Source organism: Thermoanaerobacter wiegelii Rt8.B1 (genome assembly GCF_000147695.2).
GTDB lineage: Bacteria > Bacillota > Thermoanaerobacteria > Thermoanaerobacterales > Thermoanaerobacteraceae > Thermoanaerobacter > Thermoanaerobacter ethanolicus.
Genome location: NC_015958.1, coordinates 2,724,631 through 2,739,797, shown reverse-complemented (window position 1 = coordinate 2,739,797; position 15,167 = coordinate 2,724,631). Strand labels below are relative to the sequence as shown.

Genomic DNA, 15,167 nt, shown 5'->3' with positions numbered 1-15,167 from the left:
GGTATCATATAATTACCAAAATTAAAGGGGGGTATTTTTTTGAGTACACATTTGTTGGATAGAAAGGATGTTGATGAAAGGCTGACTTGGGATTTGTCGGGTATTTTCAAGACAGAAGAAGAGTATGAAGCGACAGTTAAAAAAACGGAAGAGCTTACAAAAGAGCTTGAAGAAGAATTTAAAGGTAAGCTCACAACTCCGGAAAATATTAATAAGTGCCTGGACAAGTTAAGAAGTATAGCAGAGCTTCTTACACTGGCAGGTAGCTATGCTTATCTAGCTGTAGCAGTTGACCAGACCAATACAGAAAATCTTCAGAGGCAGATGAAGTTTAGAAATGTCGCATCAAATATTGAGAGCCGCATAAGTTTTGTGGATTCTGAGATTATACAGCAGGAAGAAGAGGTGATAAATAAAGCGATAGAAGGGTCGAAGGAAAATGCAAATTATCTGAAAGAAATTTTGAGGAAGAAAAAACATGCCCTTCATCCCGAAGTTGAAAAGGCTTTGTCTGCTTTATCTCCTGTTTTAGAAGTTTTTGAAGATATTTACAATATGGCAAAATTGGCAGATATGGATTTTGGAACTTTTAAGGTTGAAGACAAGGAATACCCTTTGAGCTTTTCACTATTTGAGACTAAATGGGAGTATGAGAAAGATGCGAAAGTCAGAAGAGCTGCCTTTGAAGCTTTTTACAGAAAATTAAAGGAATATCAGCACACTATAGCAGCTGTTTACCAGGCACAGGTGCAGAAAGAGAAGATTATAGCCACTTTGAGGGGGTTTGATTCTGTCATTGATAGCTTGCTTTTCCCTCAGAAAGTGGAAAGGGATATGTACGAGAGGCAGATTGACCTTATAATGGAAAATCTTGCACCTCATATAAGAAAATTTGCTAAACTTCTTCAAAGAATACACGGGTTAGATGAGATGACTTTTGCCGATTTGAAGCTGGAAGTAGACCCTGATTTTGAGCCAGAAGTGACAATTGAAGAGGCAAAAAGGTACATAGAAGAGGGGCTTTCAGTTTTCGGCGAAGATTACAGGGAGATGATAAGAAGAGCTTTTAGCGAGAGATGGATAGATTTTGCGGAAAATAGAGGAAAGGCTACAGGTGCTTTTTGTGCCACACCTTACGGTGCTCACCCGTACGTTTTGATAAACTGGGCGGATAAAATGAGAGAAGTGTTTGTCCTAGCGCATGAGCTGGGGCATGCTGGGCATTTTTACTTGGCACATCAGCATCAAAATATTTTTGATTCAAGGCCATCCCTTTACTTTATAGAAGCGCCATCCACAATGAATGAGCTTCTCATGGCTAATTATTTGATGCAGAAAAATAGCAATGATAAGAGAATGAAGAGATGGGTGCTCTCTACTTTGATTTCCAGGACATATTACCACAATTTTGTGACGCACCTTTTAGAAGCAGCTTATCAAAGAGAAGTGTACAGGATAATTGATGAGGGAGGGTCTGTTACTGCTCCCACTTTGAATAAGATTAAAAGAGAAGTTCTGGAAAAGTTCTGGGGAGATGCTGTTAAAATAAACGAAGGAGCAGAACTCACTTGGATGAGACAGCCTCATTATTATATGGGACTTTACCCTTACACTTACAGTGCAGGGCTTACTATAGCCACCCAAGTGAACAAGAGATATTTAGAGGAAGGGCAAAAGGCATTGGAAGATTGGAAAGAGGTATTAAAAGCTGGCGGTACAAAGACACCAGTAGAACTGGCGAAAATGGCGGGAGTAGATATAACAACAGAAAAGCCGTTATTGGATACAATCCAGTATATTGGCAGTATAATAGATGAGATAATTAAATTAACAGAGGAATTAGAAAAATAAATTTACAAAACTTGACATTTTCGCTGATACTCAGCTTTGAGTATCAGTTTTTTTATAAATTGTAGACAATAAAATTTAAATTGGTTAAGATAGAAGTACAAAAAATAGGTAGTAGGAAAGGCGTGGATGAGATGGAGAAGGAAACAATGGAGAGGTATCAAGCATGGTTAAATGATCCTTCAATTTCAGAGAAGGATAAAGAAGTTTTAAGGAAAATGAATGAATCTGAAATACAGGATGCTTTTTTTAAAGACCTGGAATTTGGCACAGCAGGTATGCGGGGCGTTATAGGGCTTGGAGCAAATAGGATGAATTTTTACACTGTAGGTAGAGCAACACAAGCTTTTGCCAATTACATAAATAAGACGGTACGAGGAGAAAAAAGTGTTGCTATTTCTTATGATACAAGGAATTTTTCTAAGGATTTTGCAATTGAATCGGCAGAAATTCTTGCTGCAAATGGCATAAAGGTGTATTTGTTTGACGACTTTAGACCAACTCCTCTTTTGTCATTTGCTGTTAGGTATTTAAAGACAACAGCAGGTATAATGATTACTGCAAGTCATAATCCTCTAGAGTACAATGGTTACAAGGTATATTGGTCAAATGGAGCGCAGGTGATACCGCCTCATGATGAGGGGATTATAAAAGAATATGAGGAAATAAAATCTTTTGGTGAAATAAAGAGGATGCCTTTTGAAGAGGCAAAGAAAAAAGGGCTTGTTGTAATGGTGGGTCAGGAAATTGATTTGGCATATTTTGAAAGAGCACTTTCTTATTCTTTTGGAATTTCTTCAAAAGATTTAAATATTGTCTATACACCGCTTCACGGAACAGGCATAAAGATAGTGCCACCACTGCTTGAAAAAGTGGGTTTTGATATTTACATTCAAAAAGAGCAGCAAGTACCTGATGGAAATTTTCCTACAGTAAATTATCCTAATCCCGAATTTGATGACGCCTTTAAGTTAGCTTTAGATGATGCGAAAAGGCTTGATGCAGATATAGTTGTAGCTTCTGACCCTGACGCGGACAGGATGGGAGTATTAGTGAAGCATAAGGGAGATTATGTGAGAATAGATGGCAATCAAATGGGGATACTTTTTTTGAATTTCTTGTTGGAGATGTATTCAAAAAAGGGCATGCCTAAAAATCCAGCAGTTATAGAGTCCATTGTTTCTTCAAAGTTGTTTGCTAAAATTGCAAAGGCTCATGGGGTTGAGGTTTCTGAAGTATTGACTGGATTTAAGTGGATTTGCAATGAGGCTGACAGATTGAGAGCAGAAGGCAAGACAGTGTTTTTTGCTTATGAGGAAAGCTATGGATACAATATAGGTGATTTTGTTTACGATAAAGATTCTGGGACTCCAATAATGGTGACTTGTGAAATGGCAGCTTATTACAAGCAAAAGGGCATGACTTTGGTGGACGCTTTAGAAGAGATTTATAAAAAATACGGGTATTATCTTGAAGGGCAGCTTTCTCCTGTGTATGAAGGGGGAGCAGGAGTAGAAAAGATAAAGAGAATAATGAAAAGGTTGAGGGAAAATCCTATTGAAAATCTTGCGGGACATAAACTGACAGGGATGATAGATTATTTAAAAGGACATGGACAAATTCCGCCTTCAGATGTTTTGAGGATGGAGTTTGGAGATAAGCTTTTGGTCTATGCAAGGCCTTCAGGGACAGAGCCAAAAGTGAAGTTTTACTTTATGGTTATGAATATGGAAACTTTTGAAGAAGCTAAATCTCTATTAGAAAAGGCAAAAGAAGAGTTTACAAAAGTTTTAGGTTTATAAGATTAGTTATTTCAAAGGAGACCACAATAAGTGGTTTCCTTTTTATATGTGCGCCCGGCATGGGCGATAACTAGGCGGTGAAAGTCCGCTGTGGGCTTGGTAGTGGGAACCACTAGCCAAGAGCAAGGGTGTCCATCGTGAGGTGGAATCTGAAGGAAGCTTAAGGCAAAATCTCGGTCTGATGAACAAGAACCAGATAAGAGGCTGAATTGGGATGGATGAGTTTGCGTAACAAAACGAAGTCCAACACTACCCGAATCCCATACAGTAAATCTGGCAGATATATGAGATGAAAGTTATCGTTCTTACCCGGGGAGGTCTCAAGGATAAGTCATGGAAGTAAAATCTGAAGTGACAACCCATGCAGTGATGTATGGCTGAACCTTGAGAAGTCAGCAGAGGTCATAGTACTTATCTAGACATGAATAGATAAGGAAGGACCGAACGTTAGGAGGTTTTGGAAATCTTATGGACTCGAAAGATATGCGAAGACTGCAGACAACTCAACAAAGAGGCTATCCGTTGAATAGAGAAATGGAATTTCAAAAGACAACGGAAGTGCATAGTATATCATCGGCGTCGGAAGATGGAAGAAACGAAGTACAAAGATATACCGGCAAGATGCTTGAAATGATAGTAGAACGAGGGAACATGGAAGCAGCATACAAGCGCGTTGTTGCAAATAAAGGAAGCCATGGAGTCGATGGGATGGGAGTAGATGAACTTCTACCGTATCTCAAAGAAAACTGGGCAACCATAAAACAACAACTGCTGGAGGGGAAATACAAACCACAACCAGTGCGAAGAGTAGAAATTCCCAAACCTGATGGAGGAAAAAGACTACTAGGAATACCTACAGTACTAGACAGACTAATACAACAAGCAATAGCCCAAATACTAAATAAAGTCTACAACCATACATTTTCTGATAGCAGTTATGGATTCAGACCAGGACGCAGTGCAAAAGACGCAATAAAAGCCGCAGAAGCATACATAAATGAAGGATACACATGGGTTGTAGATATGGACTTAGAAAAGTTCTTTGACAGAGTAAACCACGACATAATAATGTCCAAACTAGAAAAGCGGATAGGAGATAAAAGGGTACTAAAGTTAATACGAAGATACCTAGAATCAGGAGTAATGATAAACGGAATCAAAGTATCAACAGAAGAAGGGACACCCCAAGGAGGGCCATTAAGTCCCCTATTAGCAAACATAATGTTGGACGAACTAGACAAAGAACTTGAGAAACGAGGGCATAAATTCTGCCGATATGCAGATGACTGCAACATATATGTAAAAAGCAGGTCTGCAGGAAACAGAGTAATGAAGAGCATAAAGAAATTCATAGAAAGCAAATTAAAACTAAAAGTCAACGAAGCAAAAAGTGCTGTAGATAGACCATGGAGAAGAAAATTTCTTGGATTTTCATTCTATACAAAAGAAAACGAAGTAAGAATAAGAATCCATGAAAAATCCATCAAAAGGTTTAAGGAAAAAGTAAGAGAAATAACCAATCGGAACAAGGGAATAAGCATGGAAAACAGAATAAAAAGACTAAATCAAATAACAACAGGATGGGTCAACTATTTTGGATTAGCAGACGCGAAAAGCATAATGAAAACCCTTGACGAATGGATAAGGCGAAGACTAAGGGCATGTATATGGAAACAATGGAAGAAGATAAAAACGAAGCATGATAACTTAGTAAAACTAGGAGTAGAAGAACAAAAAGCCTGGGAATACGCCAATACAAGGAAAGGCTACTGGAGAATATCCAATAGCCCAATCCTAAATAAGACTCTTACAAATAAATACTTTGAAAGCATAGGTTATAAGAGTTTATCCCAAAGATATCTAATTGTACACAATTCCTAATGAACCGCCGTATACCGAACGGTACGTACGGTGGTGTGAGAGGACGCTGAATAAAATAATTATTCAGCTCCTACTCGATTGATTTATTTTGTATGAATGTGTAAAATTGTTACAGAATGTTAAGAAGAGGGCAGTGGATATGAAAGGAAAAATGGTGACTAAAATTTTAGTTTTTGTTTTTCTCATAATGGCAATAATTGCTATTCCATTGAAGACAGTAAATCTGGGGATTTCGGAAACTCTTTTAAAGGAATTTATTGTGGAAGAAAAGCCACAAAGTCTTCCTCAAGAAGATGTTCATAAGGAAGATAATTATACAAAAATAGTCATAAGTGCAGTAGGGGATTGCGTTTTAGGCTCAGATGAGTCTTATGGGAAATATGGCACTTTTGATGAAGAATTTAAAAAACATAATTATGACTATGGATATTTTTTTGAAAATGTAAAGAGTGTATTAGAAAAGGATGATTTGACCATCGCCAATTTAGAGACAACTCTTACTAATGCAACCAAGCGGGCTGAAAAGGAGTATGCTTTTAAAGGGGACCCTTCCTATGCCAAGATTTTGAAAGAAGGAAGCGTTGAAGTTGTGAATTTGGCTAATAATCACACTTTTGATTATTTGAAAGAAGGCTTTGAAGACACTGTAAAAGCCTTAAAGAAAGAAGGAATTGGGTATTTTGGATATGGGTATCAGTATATTATGACTGTAAAAGGGATAAAAATTGGAATATTAGGGTATACAGGTTTTGACAATAGCAAATGGACTAAAAATCAAATTAAAAAAGATATTGAGAAGTTGAGGCCCAGTGTAGATATTTTGATTGTCAGTTTTCACTGGGGGGAAGAAAATAGATACTATCCAAATAAGATTCAAAGGGATTTAGGGCATTTTGTAATAGATGAAGGGGCAGACTTAGTAATTGGTCATCATCCCCATGTGTTACAGGGAATAGAGAAGTATAAAGATAGGTATATTGCATATTCTCTTGGGAATTTTTCTTTCGGAGGTAATAGAAATCCAAAAGATAAGGATTCTATAATTTTACAACAAATTTTTCTTTTTAATGACAAAAGAGAAATAGTAAAAGTAGAGATGAACATAATACCTGTTTCTATTTCTTCACAAAAAGATAGGAATGACTATAAACCGGTTATTTTAGAAGGGGAAGAAAAAGAGAGGGTATTAAAAAAGATTGAAATGTTATCAAAGTGGGTAAATTAAACTTCAAGAAGCTTTTGGTTTGAAAAAATAAGCAGGTAAGAGTATAATGGAAATATGGACATAAGTGCAAAAAAGGAGGAGAAAAAATGGCCAAGCGTTATGTAATTGTTGGCGGCGATGCTGCTGGAATGAGTGCAGCTTCTCAAATTAGAAGACAGGACCCTGAAGGAGAAATTCTTGTCTTTGAAAAAGAGAGGGTCATTTCTTATGCTCAATGTGGTCTTCCCTACTGGATAGGGGGAGTAGTAGCTGAAAGGAAAAAGCTTATTGCGCGAACAGCTGAAGAGTTTTACACTCGCTATAATATCGATGTAAAGCTTTATCATGAGGTTACACAGATTATACCTCAAAAGAAGCAGATTCGCGTATATCGCCGGGAAGAAAAAGATGAAATTACAGTGCCTTATGATGTGCTTTTAATTGGGACAGGAAGTGCAGCGATTGTACCGCCATGGGAAGGTAGAAATTTGCCTGGAGTTTTTACTTTGAAGACAATGGGAGATGCAGAAAAGCTCTTGTCTTGGCTTGAAACTCATACTCCTAATAAAGCAGTGGTAATTGGTGGGGGATATATTGGTTTAGAAGCAGCAGAAGCCTTACATAATAGAGGTTTCAAAGTAACTGTTTTAGATCTAGCACCCCAACTTATACCAACTTTTGATTCAGTTATTGCTGAAATTGCACAGGATGTTCTTAAAAGGCATGGGGTAGAAATTCATTTAAATGAAGAAGTTGTGGGGTTAGAAGGAGATGAAAAAGGCGTACGGGCTGTTGTGACAAAAAATGATTCTTTCCCAGCCGATTTAGTCATTATTTCTATAGGAGTTCGCCCAGTTAGTGAGCTTGCCAGAGAAGCTGGTATAGAGTTAGGCCCTCGAAATGCGATTCTTGTAAATGAACGCCTACAAACAAATATTCCAGACATTTTTGCCGCGGGGGATTGCGCTACTCATTTTCATCGCATAAAAAATGCGCCAGATTATGTGCCATTAGGGACAACGGCTAATAAACAAGGGCGAATTGCTGGAATTAACATGGCGGGTGGAGATGCAAAATTTGCAGGTATTGTCGGTACAGCGATTGTGAAGGTTTTTGATAGGACGATTGCAAGAAGCGGTTTAGGGGAAAGGGAATGCGAAGCTTTAGGTCTTCCATATCAGACTGTTTCTATTAAGGCAAGACCTATAAGTCATTATTATCCCTGGGAAGATGAAGTTTTGACTATTCGTCTCCACTTTAATAAAGACAACCGCAAGCTTTTAGGAGGACAAATTGCAGGAGGTGCTGGGGTAGACAAGCGAATTGATGTTCTTGCTACAGCGCTTTTCCATGGTATGACAATTGATGACCTTCAGGCCTTGGACCTTGCCTATGCACCTCCATATAACTCAGTGTGGGATCCTCTCCAACAAGCAGCGACAGTAGCACAAAGAGAAAAATAACGATCAAAAAGGTCTTACCTATATTCATGGTAGGACCTTTTTATATGTTTTAAAAATCTCGACTTAACCAGGCATTTGGAATTAAGCTATTTAACAAAATTGCCTCTTGGAGCTTTTATTTTTCTATTAAATATTCCCTTCTTAGTTTTTGGTTATAAACAAATAGGTAAGAGTTTTGTAATTTCTACTTTTTTTGCTGTTACGATTCTTTCTATAGGGGTCACTTTTTTAGAGAAAATCCCTTCTCTTACAAGTGATACTTTGCTGGCTTCTGTTTTTGGAGGTATCATTTTGGGAATTGGAGTAGGGCTTATAATAAGATATGGAGGTTCAATGGATGGAACAGAAATTGTAGCAGTGGTAATTTCAGAGTGGAGTGGTTTTTCTGTAGGAGAAATTGTATTATTTTTTAATATTTTTATTCTTGGAAGTGCTGGAATAGTTTTTACTTGGGATAGAGCCATGTATTCTCTCATCACTTATTTTATTGCTTTTAAGGTTATTGATTTGACTATAGAAGGTTTAGATGAAGCGAAAGCTGTTATGATAGTTACAGAGAAAGCAGATGAGATTGCAGAAACTATAATAGCCCGTTTAGGACGAAGTGTTACGCTTTGGGAAGGGAAGGGTGGTTATACTAAAGGAACAAAAGGAATTTTGTATGCTGTAGTTAGCCGCTTGGAGATTGCTAAGTTAAAAATGATTGTGAAGAAACATGACGAAGGAGCCTTTGTTACCATACATGATGTCTACGATGTTTTAGGAGGTAAATTGCAAAAGAGGTCGATTCATTAATGCTGTACACATCTTATTTTTCTAAAAAGTGATTAGACGTCTGACAAATAACAAAAAATTGTGATATAATATAAAATTGGTTAAAGTAAATAATAAAAATACCGATAAAAATAAAGCGAGGTGTTAATGTGAAAGAGACATTGTTAGCATTAGTTACTGGAATGATTGTAGGATTAATTTTTTCATCTTTAAAATTGCCACTCCCTGCTCCGAATGTATTACCAGGAATAGCTGGCATTATAGGAATTTACCTTGGGGGAGTATTGTTTGAATACATCCTTAAATTGATTGGTAGGTGAAGTCTTAAAGTAGCAGGGTGGTGGGGTGAAAACATAATCTATAAAAGGGGGGAACACATATGAGAAGCATATTTTGGCGACTCATTATTTCATTTTTTATAGTAGCAGCCATACCGGTGGGGGCTATCTATTATTTTGCGGTTGACGATAAAGTAATGCATCTCTTTGTTACAGTAGCAAGTGTTAGTTTTGCTTTGTCATTAATTTTATCAGTAATTATTTCATTAAATATTACAAGACCTATTAAAAAATTAATTGAAGAACTTAAAAAAGCACAAGAAGGAGATTTTACAGCTAAGGTAGATTTAAAGAGAAAAGATGAGATTGGTACATTAATAACGACTTTTAATACGATGATGGAAAATGTTAGAGCAATTTTACAAGATGTCTCTACTTTTGCTCAAAACACTAAAGATACGGCAAATGCTCTTTTTAAATCTATTGAACAAGGGAATATGACTTTTGAACAAATTTCTAAGGCAGTGGAAGAGATTGCAAATGGAGCTTCTGAACAAGCAAAAGATACTTCTAATGCAGCCGATATGGTGCAGAATATTGGGAATAGTATTGATGATTCCGCTAAATTTTTCAAAGCCGTAGAAGAGTCTACTATAAATGCTGATAAACTTAGTCAAAATGGCATGCACACAGTAAATTCTTTAAAAGAAAAAACTGATGTTACAAAAGAGTCAATTGACGAAGTTGTTAGTGCGATAAATGAGTTGCAAGCAAATTCTCATCATATTGAAAAGATTATAGAGGTGATAACGGGAATTGCAGACCAGACCAATTTGCTTGCCTTAAATGCTGCTATTGAGGCAGCAAGAGCCGGCGAGGCAGGTCGTGGGTTTGCAGTTGTTGCAGAAGAAGTTCGAAATTTAGCAGAGCAATCGAGACAAGCTGCCAGTGAAATAGCCAAGATTATAAGTGAAATAGAACAAAAGACAGACAAGACAGTTGAAAAAGCAAATGTGGTAAAGGAAATTGCGGAAGACCAAGCGCATCAAGTGGAAACTACATATGCTGCTTTTAATGAGATTAAGAATTCAATAGATACTATTACTGAAAATATACATATGTTAAATAATGCAATGATGGAACTTGCAAGGTATAAAGATGAAATAATAGGTTCTATAGCAAATATTACAGCAGTGTCAGAAGAGACTGCTGCTTCCACCGAAGAAGTTGCCGCATCTACAGAAGAGCACATGAAATTTATTGAGGAGATAAAAGAAAGTTCGGAAAATCTTTTAAAGTCAGTTGCTGCCCTTGAAAATATATTATCAAAACTTGTTGTCTCAGCATAAAACTGAAACTAAGACAGAGCTAAAAAAGCCTGTCTTTTATTTTTTATTGCTTTATAAGATTTAAGATTATAATAAAAATTCTTGTGGACAAAAGCGAACTTTTAATATAATTTCAAAAATAAAATTCGTATTTTAATTGATTTATGCTTTTTTTCTGGTAATATATATTACGGGTTTTTGTTTTTCACATACTAGGTAAAAGGGGTTATCTTTATGAGAGTGTACGACGTCATTATCGTTGGAGGAGGTCCTGCGGGACTTTTTACCGCATTGGAACTAATCGGTAAAAAAGATGGATTAGACATATTGCTGTTAGAAAAAGGGAAAGATATACAAAAAAGAATTTGCCCTATTAATGCCTATGGTTCAAAGTGTGCTAATTGTAAACCCTGCGCTATTACTTCTGGAATAGGGGGCGCAGGGGCATTTAGTGATGGGAAACTGACTTTGACGTCAGAGTTTGGTGGAGTTTTAGATGAATACATGCCTAAGTCGCAGCTTAACGATCTTATAAATTATGTTGACAGTATATACGTAAAATTTGGAGGGACAACAGAAGTTCACGGTACAGATAGAGAAAAAATCAGAGAAATAGAAAAAAGAGCCCAAGCTGCAGATTTAAAATTGATTCCTGCAGTAATAAAACATTTAGGTACAGAAAAATGCTTTGACATTATAAAAAACATGAGAGATTATATTGGGCAAAAGGTGGAGATAAAAACAGAGACACCTGTTGCTGAGATAATTGTAGAAAATGGTAAGGCAAAAGGAGTAGTTACAGAAAAAGGAGAAGAATATTACGGGAAATATATAGTTGTTGTACCTGGAAGAGAAGGGGCTGAATGGTTTAAAAGAGAAGCTGACAGAATTGGATTGGAAACAAAAAATAACGCTGTCGATATAGGAGTGCGAGTAGAAATTCCTGCTGTTGTTATGGAAGATATAACAAAGGAAATATACGAATCGAAATTTATATATTATTCTAAGTCCTTTGATGATAGAGTAAGGACTTTTTGTATGAATCCTTATGGTGAAGTTGTAATAGAAAATAATAACGGAATTAAAACAGTAAATGGACATAGCTACAAAGATATAAAAACAGATAATACAAATTTTGCAATACTTGTTAGCAAAGAATTTACCCATCCTTTTAATAGACCCATAGAATATGGCCGTTATATAGCAGAACTTGCCAATATGTTAGGAGATGGAGTAATTGTGCAAAGATTAGGAGATTTACTGGCGGGAAGGCGTTCTACTCCAGAAAGGATTAAGAGAGGCCTTGTGGAACCAACTTTAAAAGATGCAACGCCAGGAGATTTAAGCTTGGTGTTACCTTATAGATTTTTGCAGTCCATAATTGAGATGTTGCAAGCTTTGGACAAAGTATCTCCAGGGGTATACTCTAAACATACGCTTTTATACGGTGTTGAGGTAAAGTTTTATTCCTCGCGAGTAAAGCTTACTGACAAATTTGAAACGCAAATCCAAAATCTATTTGCGGCGGGAGATGGAGCAGGCATTACAAGAGGATTAGCACAGGCCTCTGTATCTGGCGTTGTAGTTGCAAGAGAAATATTGGAAAGAGTTAAGTAAGGAAGGAGAATAATTATGTCAACATTAGTTATAGTTGGTACCCAATGGGGAGATGAAGGAAAAGGGAAAATTACTGATTATCTTGCAGAAAAGGCCGATGTAGTTGTAAGATACCAAGGGGGGAATAATGCGGGGCATACTGTTGAAAAAGAAAGTATCCAGTATAAACTTCATTTAATTCCTTCAGGAATTTTGTATCCCGAAAAAATTTGCGTAATTGGTAATGGCGTGGTAATTGACCCGGCATCTTTGATTGAGGAGATAGAGAATTTACAAAAACAAGGAATTAGCGTAGATAATTTAAAAATAAGCGATAGAGCCCATATCGTTTTTCCTTATCACATAAAGCAAGATGAACTTGAAGAGATTTCAAAAGGGAAAAACGACTTAGGAACAACGAAAAGAGGAATTGGCCCTTGTTACATGGATAAATCAGAGAGAATAGGTATAAGGGTTTGTGACCTTATAAACCCAAAAGTTTTTGAAGAAAAACTTAGAAGAAATGTAGAAAAGAAAAATAAACTTTTTAAAGAGATATATGGAGCTGAAGAATTTGACTTTGAAGAAATATACAAAAAATATTTAGAGTATGCTGAAAAAATAAAACCTTTTGTTACTGATACAACCGTGCTTTTATACGATTTGATAAAAAATGGTAAAAAAGTTTTATTTGAAGGAGCACAAGGGACACTTCTTGATTTAGATTTGGGCACCTACCCTTATGTTACTGCTTCCCATCCTATAGCAGGCGGTGTTACAATTGGTGCTGGTATAGGCCCTACAATGATTGATGAAGTTATGGGAGTTGTGAAGGCGTATACTACGAGGGTTGGCAAAGGCCCATTTCCTACAGAGCTTTTTGATGAAAACGCTGAATTTTTAAGAGAAAAAGGCCATGAATACGGTACTACAACAGGAAGAGCACGAAGATGTGGTTGGCTGGATGCTGTTATTCTTAAATACTCTGTAAGAGTGTCTGGTATAACTCATTTTGCTCTTACCAAATTAGATACTTTGACAGGGCTTAAAAAAATAAAAATATGTACAGGTTATAGATTAAAGGGAGAAATAATAACAGATTTTCCTGCAAGCCTTGAGGACTTGGCTCAATGTGAACCTGTATATGAAGAATTTGACGGGTGGGAAGAAGATATACAAGGAGCAAAAACTTTTGACGACTTACCTTATAATGCTCAAAAATATGTAAGAAGAATTGAAGAATTGATAGGTATTAAAGCAGCAATAATATCTGTAGGACCAGAAAGAAATCAAACTATTATTTTGAGGGATTTTTGATAAAGTGATTGAGGCTCTTTTACAAAAAATTTTATAAAAAAGCTTGACATATACTGTTGCTCTAAGTATAATATATAAATGTCAGGACAATTGGATAGCTAATAAAGGTGCTGGCGTAGCTCAATAGGCAGAGCAGCTGACTTGTAATCAGCAGGTTGAAGGTTCAAGTCCTTTCGCCAGCTCCATTTTTTTTGTCAAAAAGTCAAGGCTTTTAAGTACCTTGCTTTTTTATTTTAGTGTTGGTGACAACAAAATGACAACATCGATAGCTATATTGGATTTAAATGCTTTTGTTGCACCTGCATTTCCATTACTGCATAACATTTACCTTCATATAGCTTTTTAAATAACCAAAAAGCACAGGATAATTCCTGCGCTCAAATCTGCATTAACGATACTTTAAAGATTGAAAAAATTCAACTAACCAGATTCTGCTACATTGCATCTATTAACCTATAGAAATTGGTAGTTTTATTTATTTTCAATATTTCTTCAAAAGGTTTTCCTCTATTCCATTGTTTATTGCCTCTACTTTTCTGTCCCTCCGTATACATTTGTTGCTATTATTATCCTCATAAAAATCTCACCTTTTTTATTTGGTTACTTTAATACTACACTTTAATTGTGAAGAATCGCCGCATAATTGCAGTGATTTTTACTCAGCAGCAGCCATGATTTTCATGCTCGTGGTGGCCGTGACCCATTTCATCTCTGACATATTTTTCAGGATTTTTGTCAAACTCCATTTTGCAGTGATTTGAGCAGAAATAATAAGCTTTACCTTTATATTCCGACTTCGCTACTGCCTCCTCTTCTTTAACCATCATACCACAAACCGGATCTTTTACCATAACATATTCCTCCTATTTCAATATTTTGTGATTAACTCAATTAAACTTTTAAAATCTCATTCTTTCGCTAAACTTAAACTGTTTCTACGTTGTTTCTGGATGAAAGCTTTTTAAAACAAGACAACACCTCCCTCCGGCAACTTTAGGTTTAAAGTTACCTTCCATTAGTATACAGAAATGCTATTTTCAATTATTTTAAATTTTGTATCTCCTCTTTAAGTTTTATAGCCTCATATTCCAACTCTTTTGTCTGAAGTTCTTTGATCATCTCATCTATTTCTTCTATCTGCTTCTCCAACTCATTGTCTTGCTTTACTAATCTCTGTATGCTTTCTTCTATCTCGATCTTTCTGCTAATAAATTCCTCGGTTTTTTCTTCACTGATTTTTATTACATTTTCTGCCATACTTTCCATCTTATCTTTTTCCGCCTTAAGCTCATCAATCCTCTGTTGCAATTTATCCCTAACTTGCAGCACTTTAAACCTGGCTTGCTGTAATTTTTGCATTTTCGCATCAAAGTCGCTATCAGTGCTGTCGTTATTTCTATTCTGTTCTGGTTGTTTTGTCTTATTTAAGTTGCGCATCCTAATATCCATTAATTCTTCAAAGCTTATGGCGTTATTATATATCATCTGTTTATACATTCCGAATTGTTTGTCATCAATAATCCCTTCTGCGTATATCCTTTTTAGTAACGTCATCTTTTCTTCAAAATCATCTTGAATATAGCTATCGCACGAGTTACCTATATAACTTCCACGGCTTCTCGGAAATCCATAATAATCAAATATCCTAAACAATCCACCACCGCATCCCATTATTA

At 36.3% G+C, this 15,167-nt stretch carries 12 protein-coding genes and 1 tRNA gene; 11 read left to right on the top strand and 2 right to left on the bottom strand.

Translation table 11 applies throughout. The features are described from left to right. Positions 1 to 39 precede the first annotated feature (39 nt). From pepF to THEWI_RS13295, 11 genes are all read left to right on the top strand, one after another. Positions 40 to 1,851 carry an oligoendopeptidase F gene (gene pepF / locus THEWI_RS13345; RefSeq protein ID WP_014063766.1) on the top strand — a complete coding sequence of 604 codons (1,812 nt, stop codon included), beginning with the start codon at positions 40 to 42 and terminating at the stop codon, positions 1,849 to 1,851. 122 nt (positions 1,852 to 1,973) lie between these two features. Beyond that, positions 1,974 to 3,650, top strand: a complete 1,677-nt coding sequence (locus tag THEWI_RS13340; protein ID WP_014063765.1) for a phospho-sugar mutase — start codon at positions 1,974 to 1,976, stop codon at positions 3,648 to 3,650. Positions 3,651 to 4,118: 468 nt separating this feature from the next. Further along, complete coding sequence (gene ltrA, locus THEWI_RS13335) at positions 4,119 to 5,531, top strand: group II intron reverse transcriptase/maturase (protein WP_014062433.1); 1,413 nt, start codon at positions 4,119 to 4,121, stop codon at positions 5,529 to 5,531. A gap of 139 nt (positions 5,532 to 5,670) precedes the next feature. Then, positions 5,671 to 6,756: a CapA family protein gene (locus tag THEWI_RS13330; protein WP_014063764.1), complete on the top strand. Its 1,086-nt coding sequence runs from the start codon at positions 5,671 to 5,673 to the stop codon at positions 6,754 to 6,756. 86 nt (positions 6,757 to 6,842) lie between these two features. After that, a complete protein-coding gene (locus THEWI_RS13325; RefSeq protein ID WP_014063763.1) occupies positions 6,843 to 8,198 on the top strand; it encodes an FAD-dependent oxidoreductase in 1,356 nt (451 codons plus the stop codon). 75 nt (positions 8,199 to 8,273) lie between these two features. Next, complete coding sequence (locus THEWI_RS13320) at positions 8,274 to 8,993, top strand: YitT family protein (protein ID WP_014063762.1); 720 nt, start codon at positions 8,274 to 8,276, stop codon at positions 8,991 to 8,993. Positions 8,994 to 9,121: 128 nt separating this feature from the next. Next, positions 9,122 to 9,292 carry a XapX domain-containing protein gene (locus THEWI_RS13315; protein WP_003871185.1) on the top strand — a complete coding sequence of 57 codons (171 nt, stop codon included), beginning with the start codon at positions 9,122 to 9,124 and terminating at the stop codon, positions 9,290 to 9,292. A gap of 59 nt (positions 9,293 to 9,351) precedes the next feature. Beyond that, positions 9,352 to 10,599 carry a methyl-accepting chemotaxis protein gene (locus THEWI_RS13310; RefSeq protein WP_014063761.1) on the top strand — a complete coding sequence of 416 codons (1,248 nt, stop codon included), beginning with the start codon at positions 9,352 to 9,354 and terminating at the stop codon, positions 10,597 to 10,599. Positions 10,600 to 10,812: 213 nt separating this feature from the next. After that, positions 10,813 to 12,195, top strand: coding sequence for an NAD(P)/FAD-dependent oxidoreductase (locus THEWI_RS13305; RefSeq protein WP_014063760.1), 1,383 nt, complete (start codon positions 10,813 to 10,815; stop codon positions 12,193 to 12,195). Positions 12,196 to 12,210: 15 nt separating this feature from the next. Beyond that, on the top strand, positions 12,211 to 13,491 hold the full coding sequence (locus THEWI_RS13300; protein ID WP_014063759.1) for an adenylosuccinate synthase: 1,281 nt from the start codon (positions 12,211 to 12,213) through the stop codon (positions 13,489 to 13,491). Between the two features lie 109 nt (positions 13,492 to 13,600). After that, positions 13,601 to 13,676 (top strand) — tRNA-Thr (locus THEWI_RS13295). A 474-nt stretch (positions 13,677 to 14,150) separates the two neighbouring features. On the opposite strand, the gene THEWI_RS13290 is transcribed toward THEWI_RS13295, so the two are convergent. Beyond that, positions 14,151 to 14,342: a YHS domain-containing protein gene (locus THEWI_RS13290; protein ID WP_014063758.1), complete on the bottom strand. Its 192-nt coding sequence runs from the start codon at positions 14,340 to 14,342 to the stop codon at positions 14,151 to 14,153. A 190-nt stretch (positions 14,343 to 14,532) separates the two neighbouring features. Then, the gene (locus tag THEWI_RS13285) at positions 14,533 to 15,162 is read right to left on the bottom strand and encodes a hypothetical protein (protein WP_014063757.1); all 630 of its coding nucleotides are present in this window, start codon (positions 15,160 to 15,162) and stop codon (positions 14,533 to 14,535) included. Between the last annotated feature and the right edge of the window lie 5 nt (positions 15,163 to 15,167).

Excerpts from the sequence above, each read along its gene's own strand:
- ltrA (WP_014062433.1), top strand. The coding sequence starts at position 4,119 with ATGGACTCGAAAGATATGCGAAGACTGCAGACAACTCAACAAAGAGGC.
- THEWI_RS13330 (WP_014063764.1), top strand. The coding sequence starts at position 5,671 with ATGAAAGGAAAAATGGTGACTAAAATTTTAGTTTTTGTTTTTCTCATA.
- THEWI_RS13325 (WP_014063763.1), top strand. The coding sequence starts at position 6,843 with ATGGCCAAGCGTTATGTAATTGTTGGCGGCGATGCTGCTGGAATGAGT.
- THEWI_RS13310 (WP_014063761.1), top strand. The coding sequence starts at position 9,352 with ATGAGAAGCATATTTTGGCGACTCATTATTTCATTTTTTATAGTAGCA.
- THEWI_RS13305 (WP_014063760.1), top strand. The coding sequence starts at position 10,813 with ATGAGAGTGTACGACGTCATTATCGTTGGAGGAGGTCCTGCGGGACTT.
- THEWI_RS13300 (WP_014063759.1), top strand. The coding sequence starts at position 12,211 with ATGTCAACATTAGTTATAGTTGGTACCCAATGGGGAGATGAAGGAAAA.
- THEWI_RS13290 (WP_014063758.1), bottom strand. The coding sequence starts at position 14,342 with ATGGTAAAAGATCCGGTTTGTGGTATGATGGTTAAAGAAGAGGAGGCA.
- THEWI_RS13285 (WP_014063757.1), bottom strand. The coding sequence starts at position 15,162 with ATGGGATGCGGTGGTGGATTGTTTAGGATATTTGATTATTATGGATTT.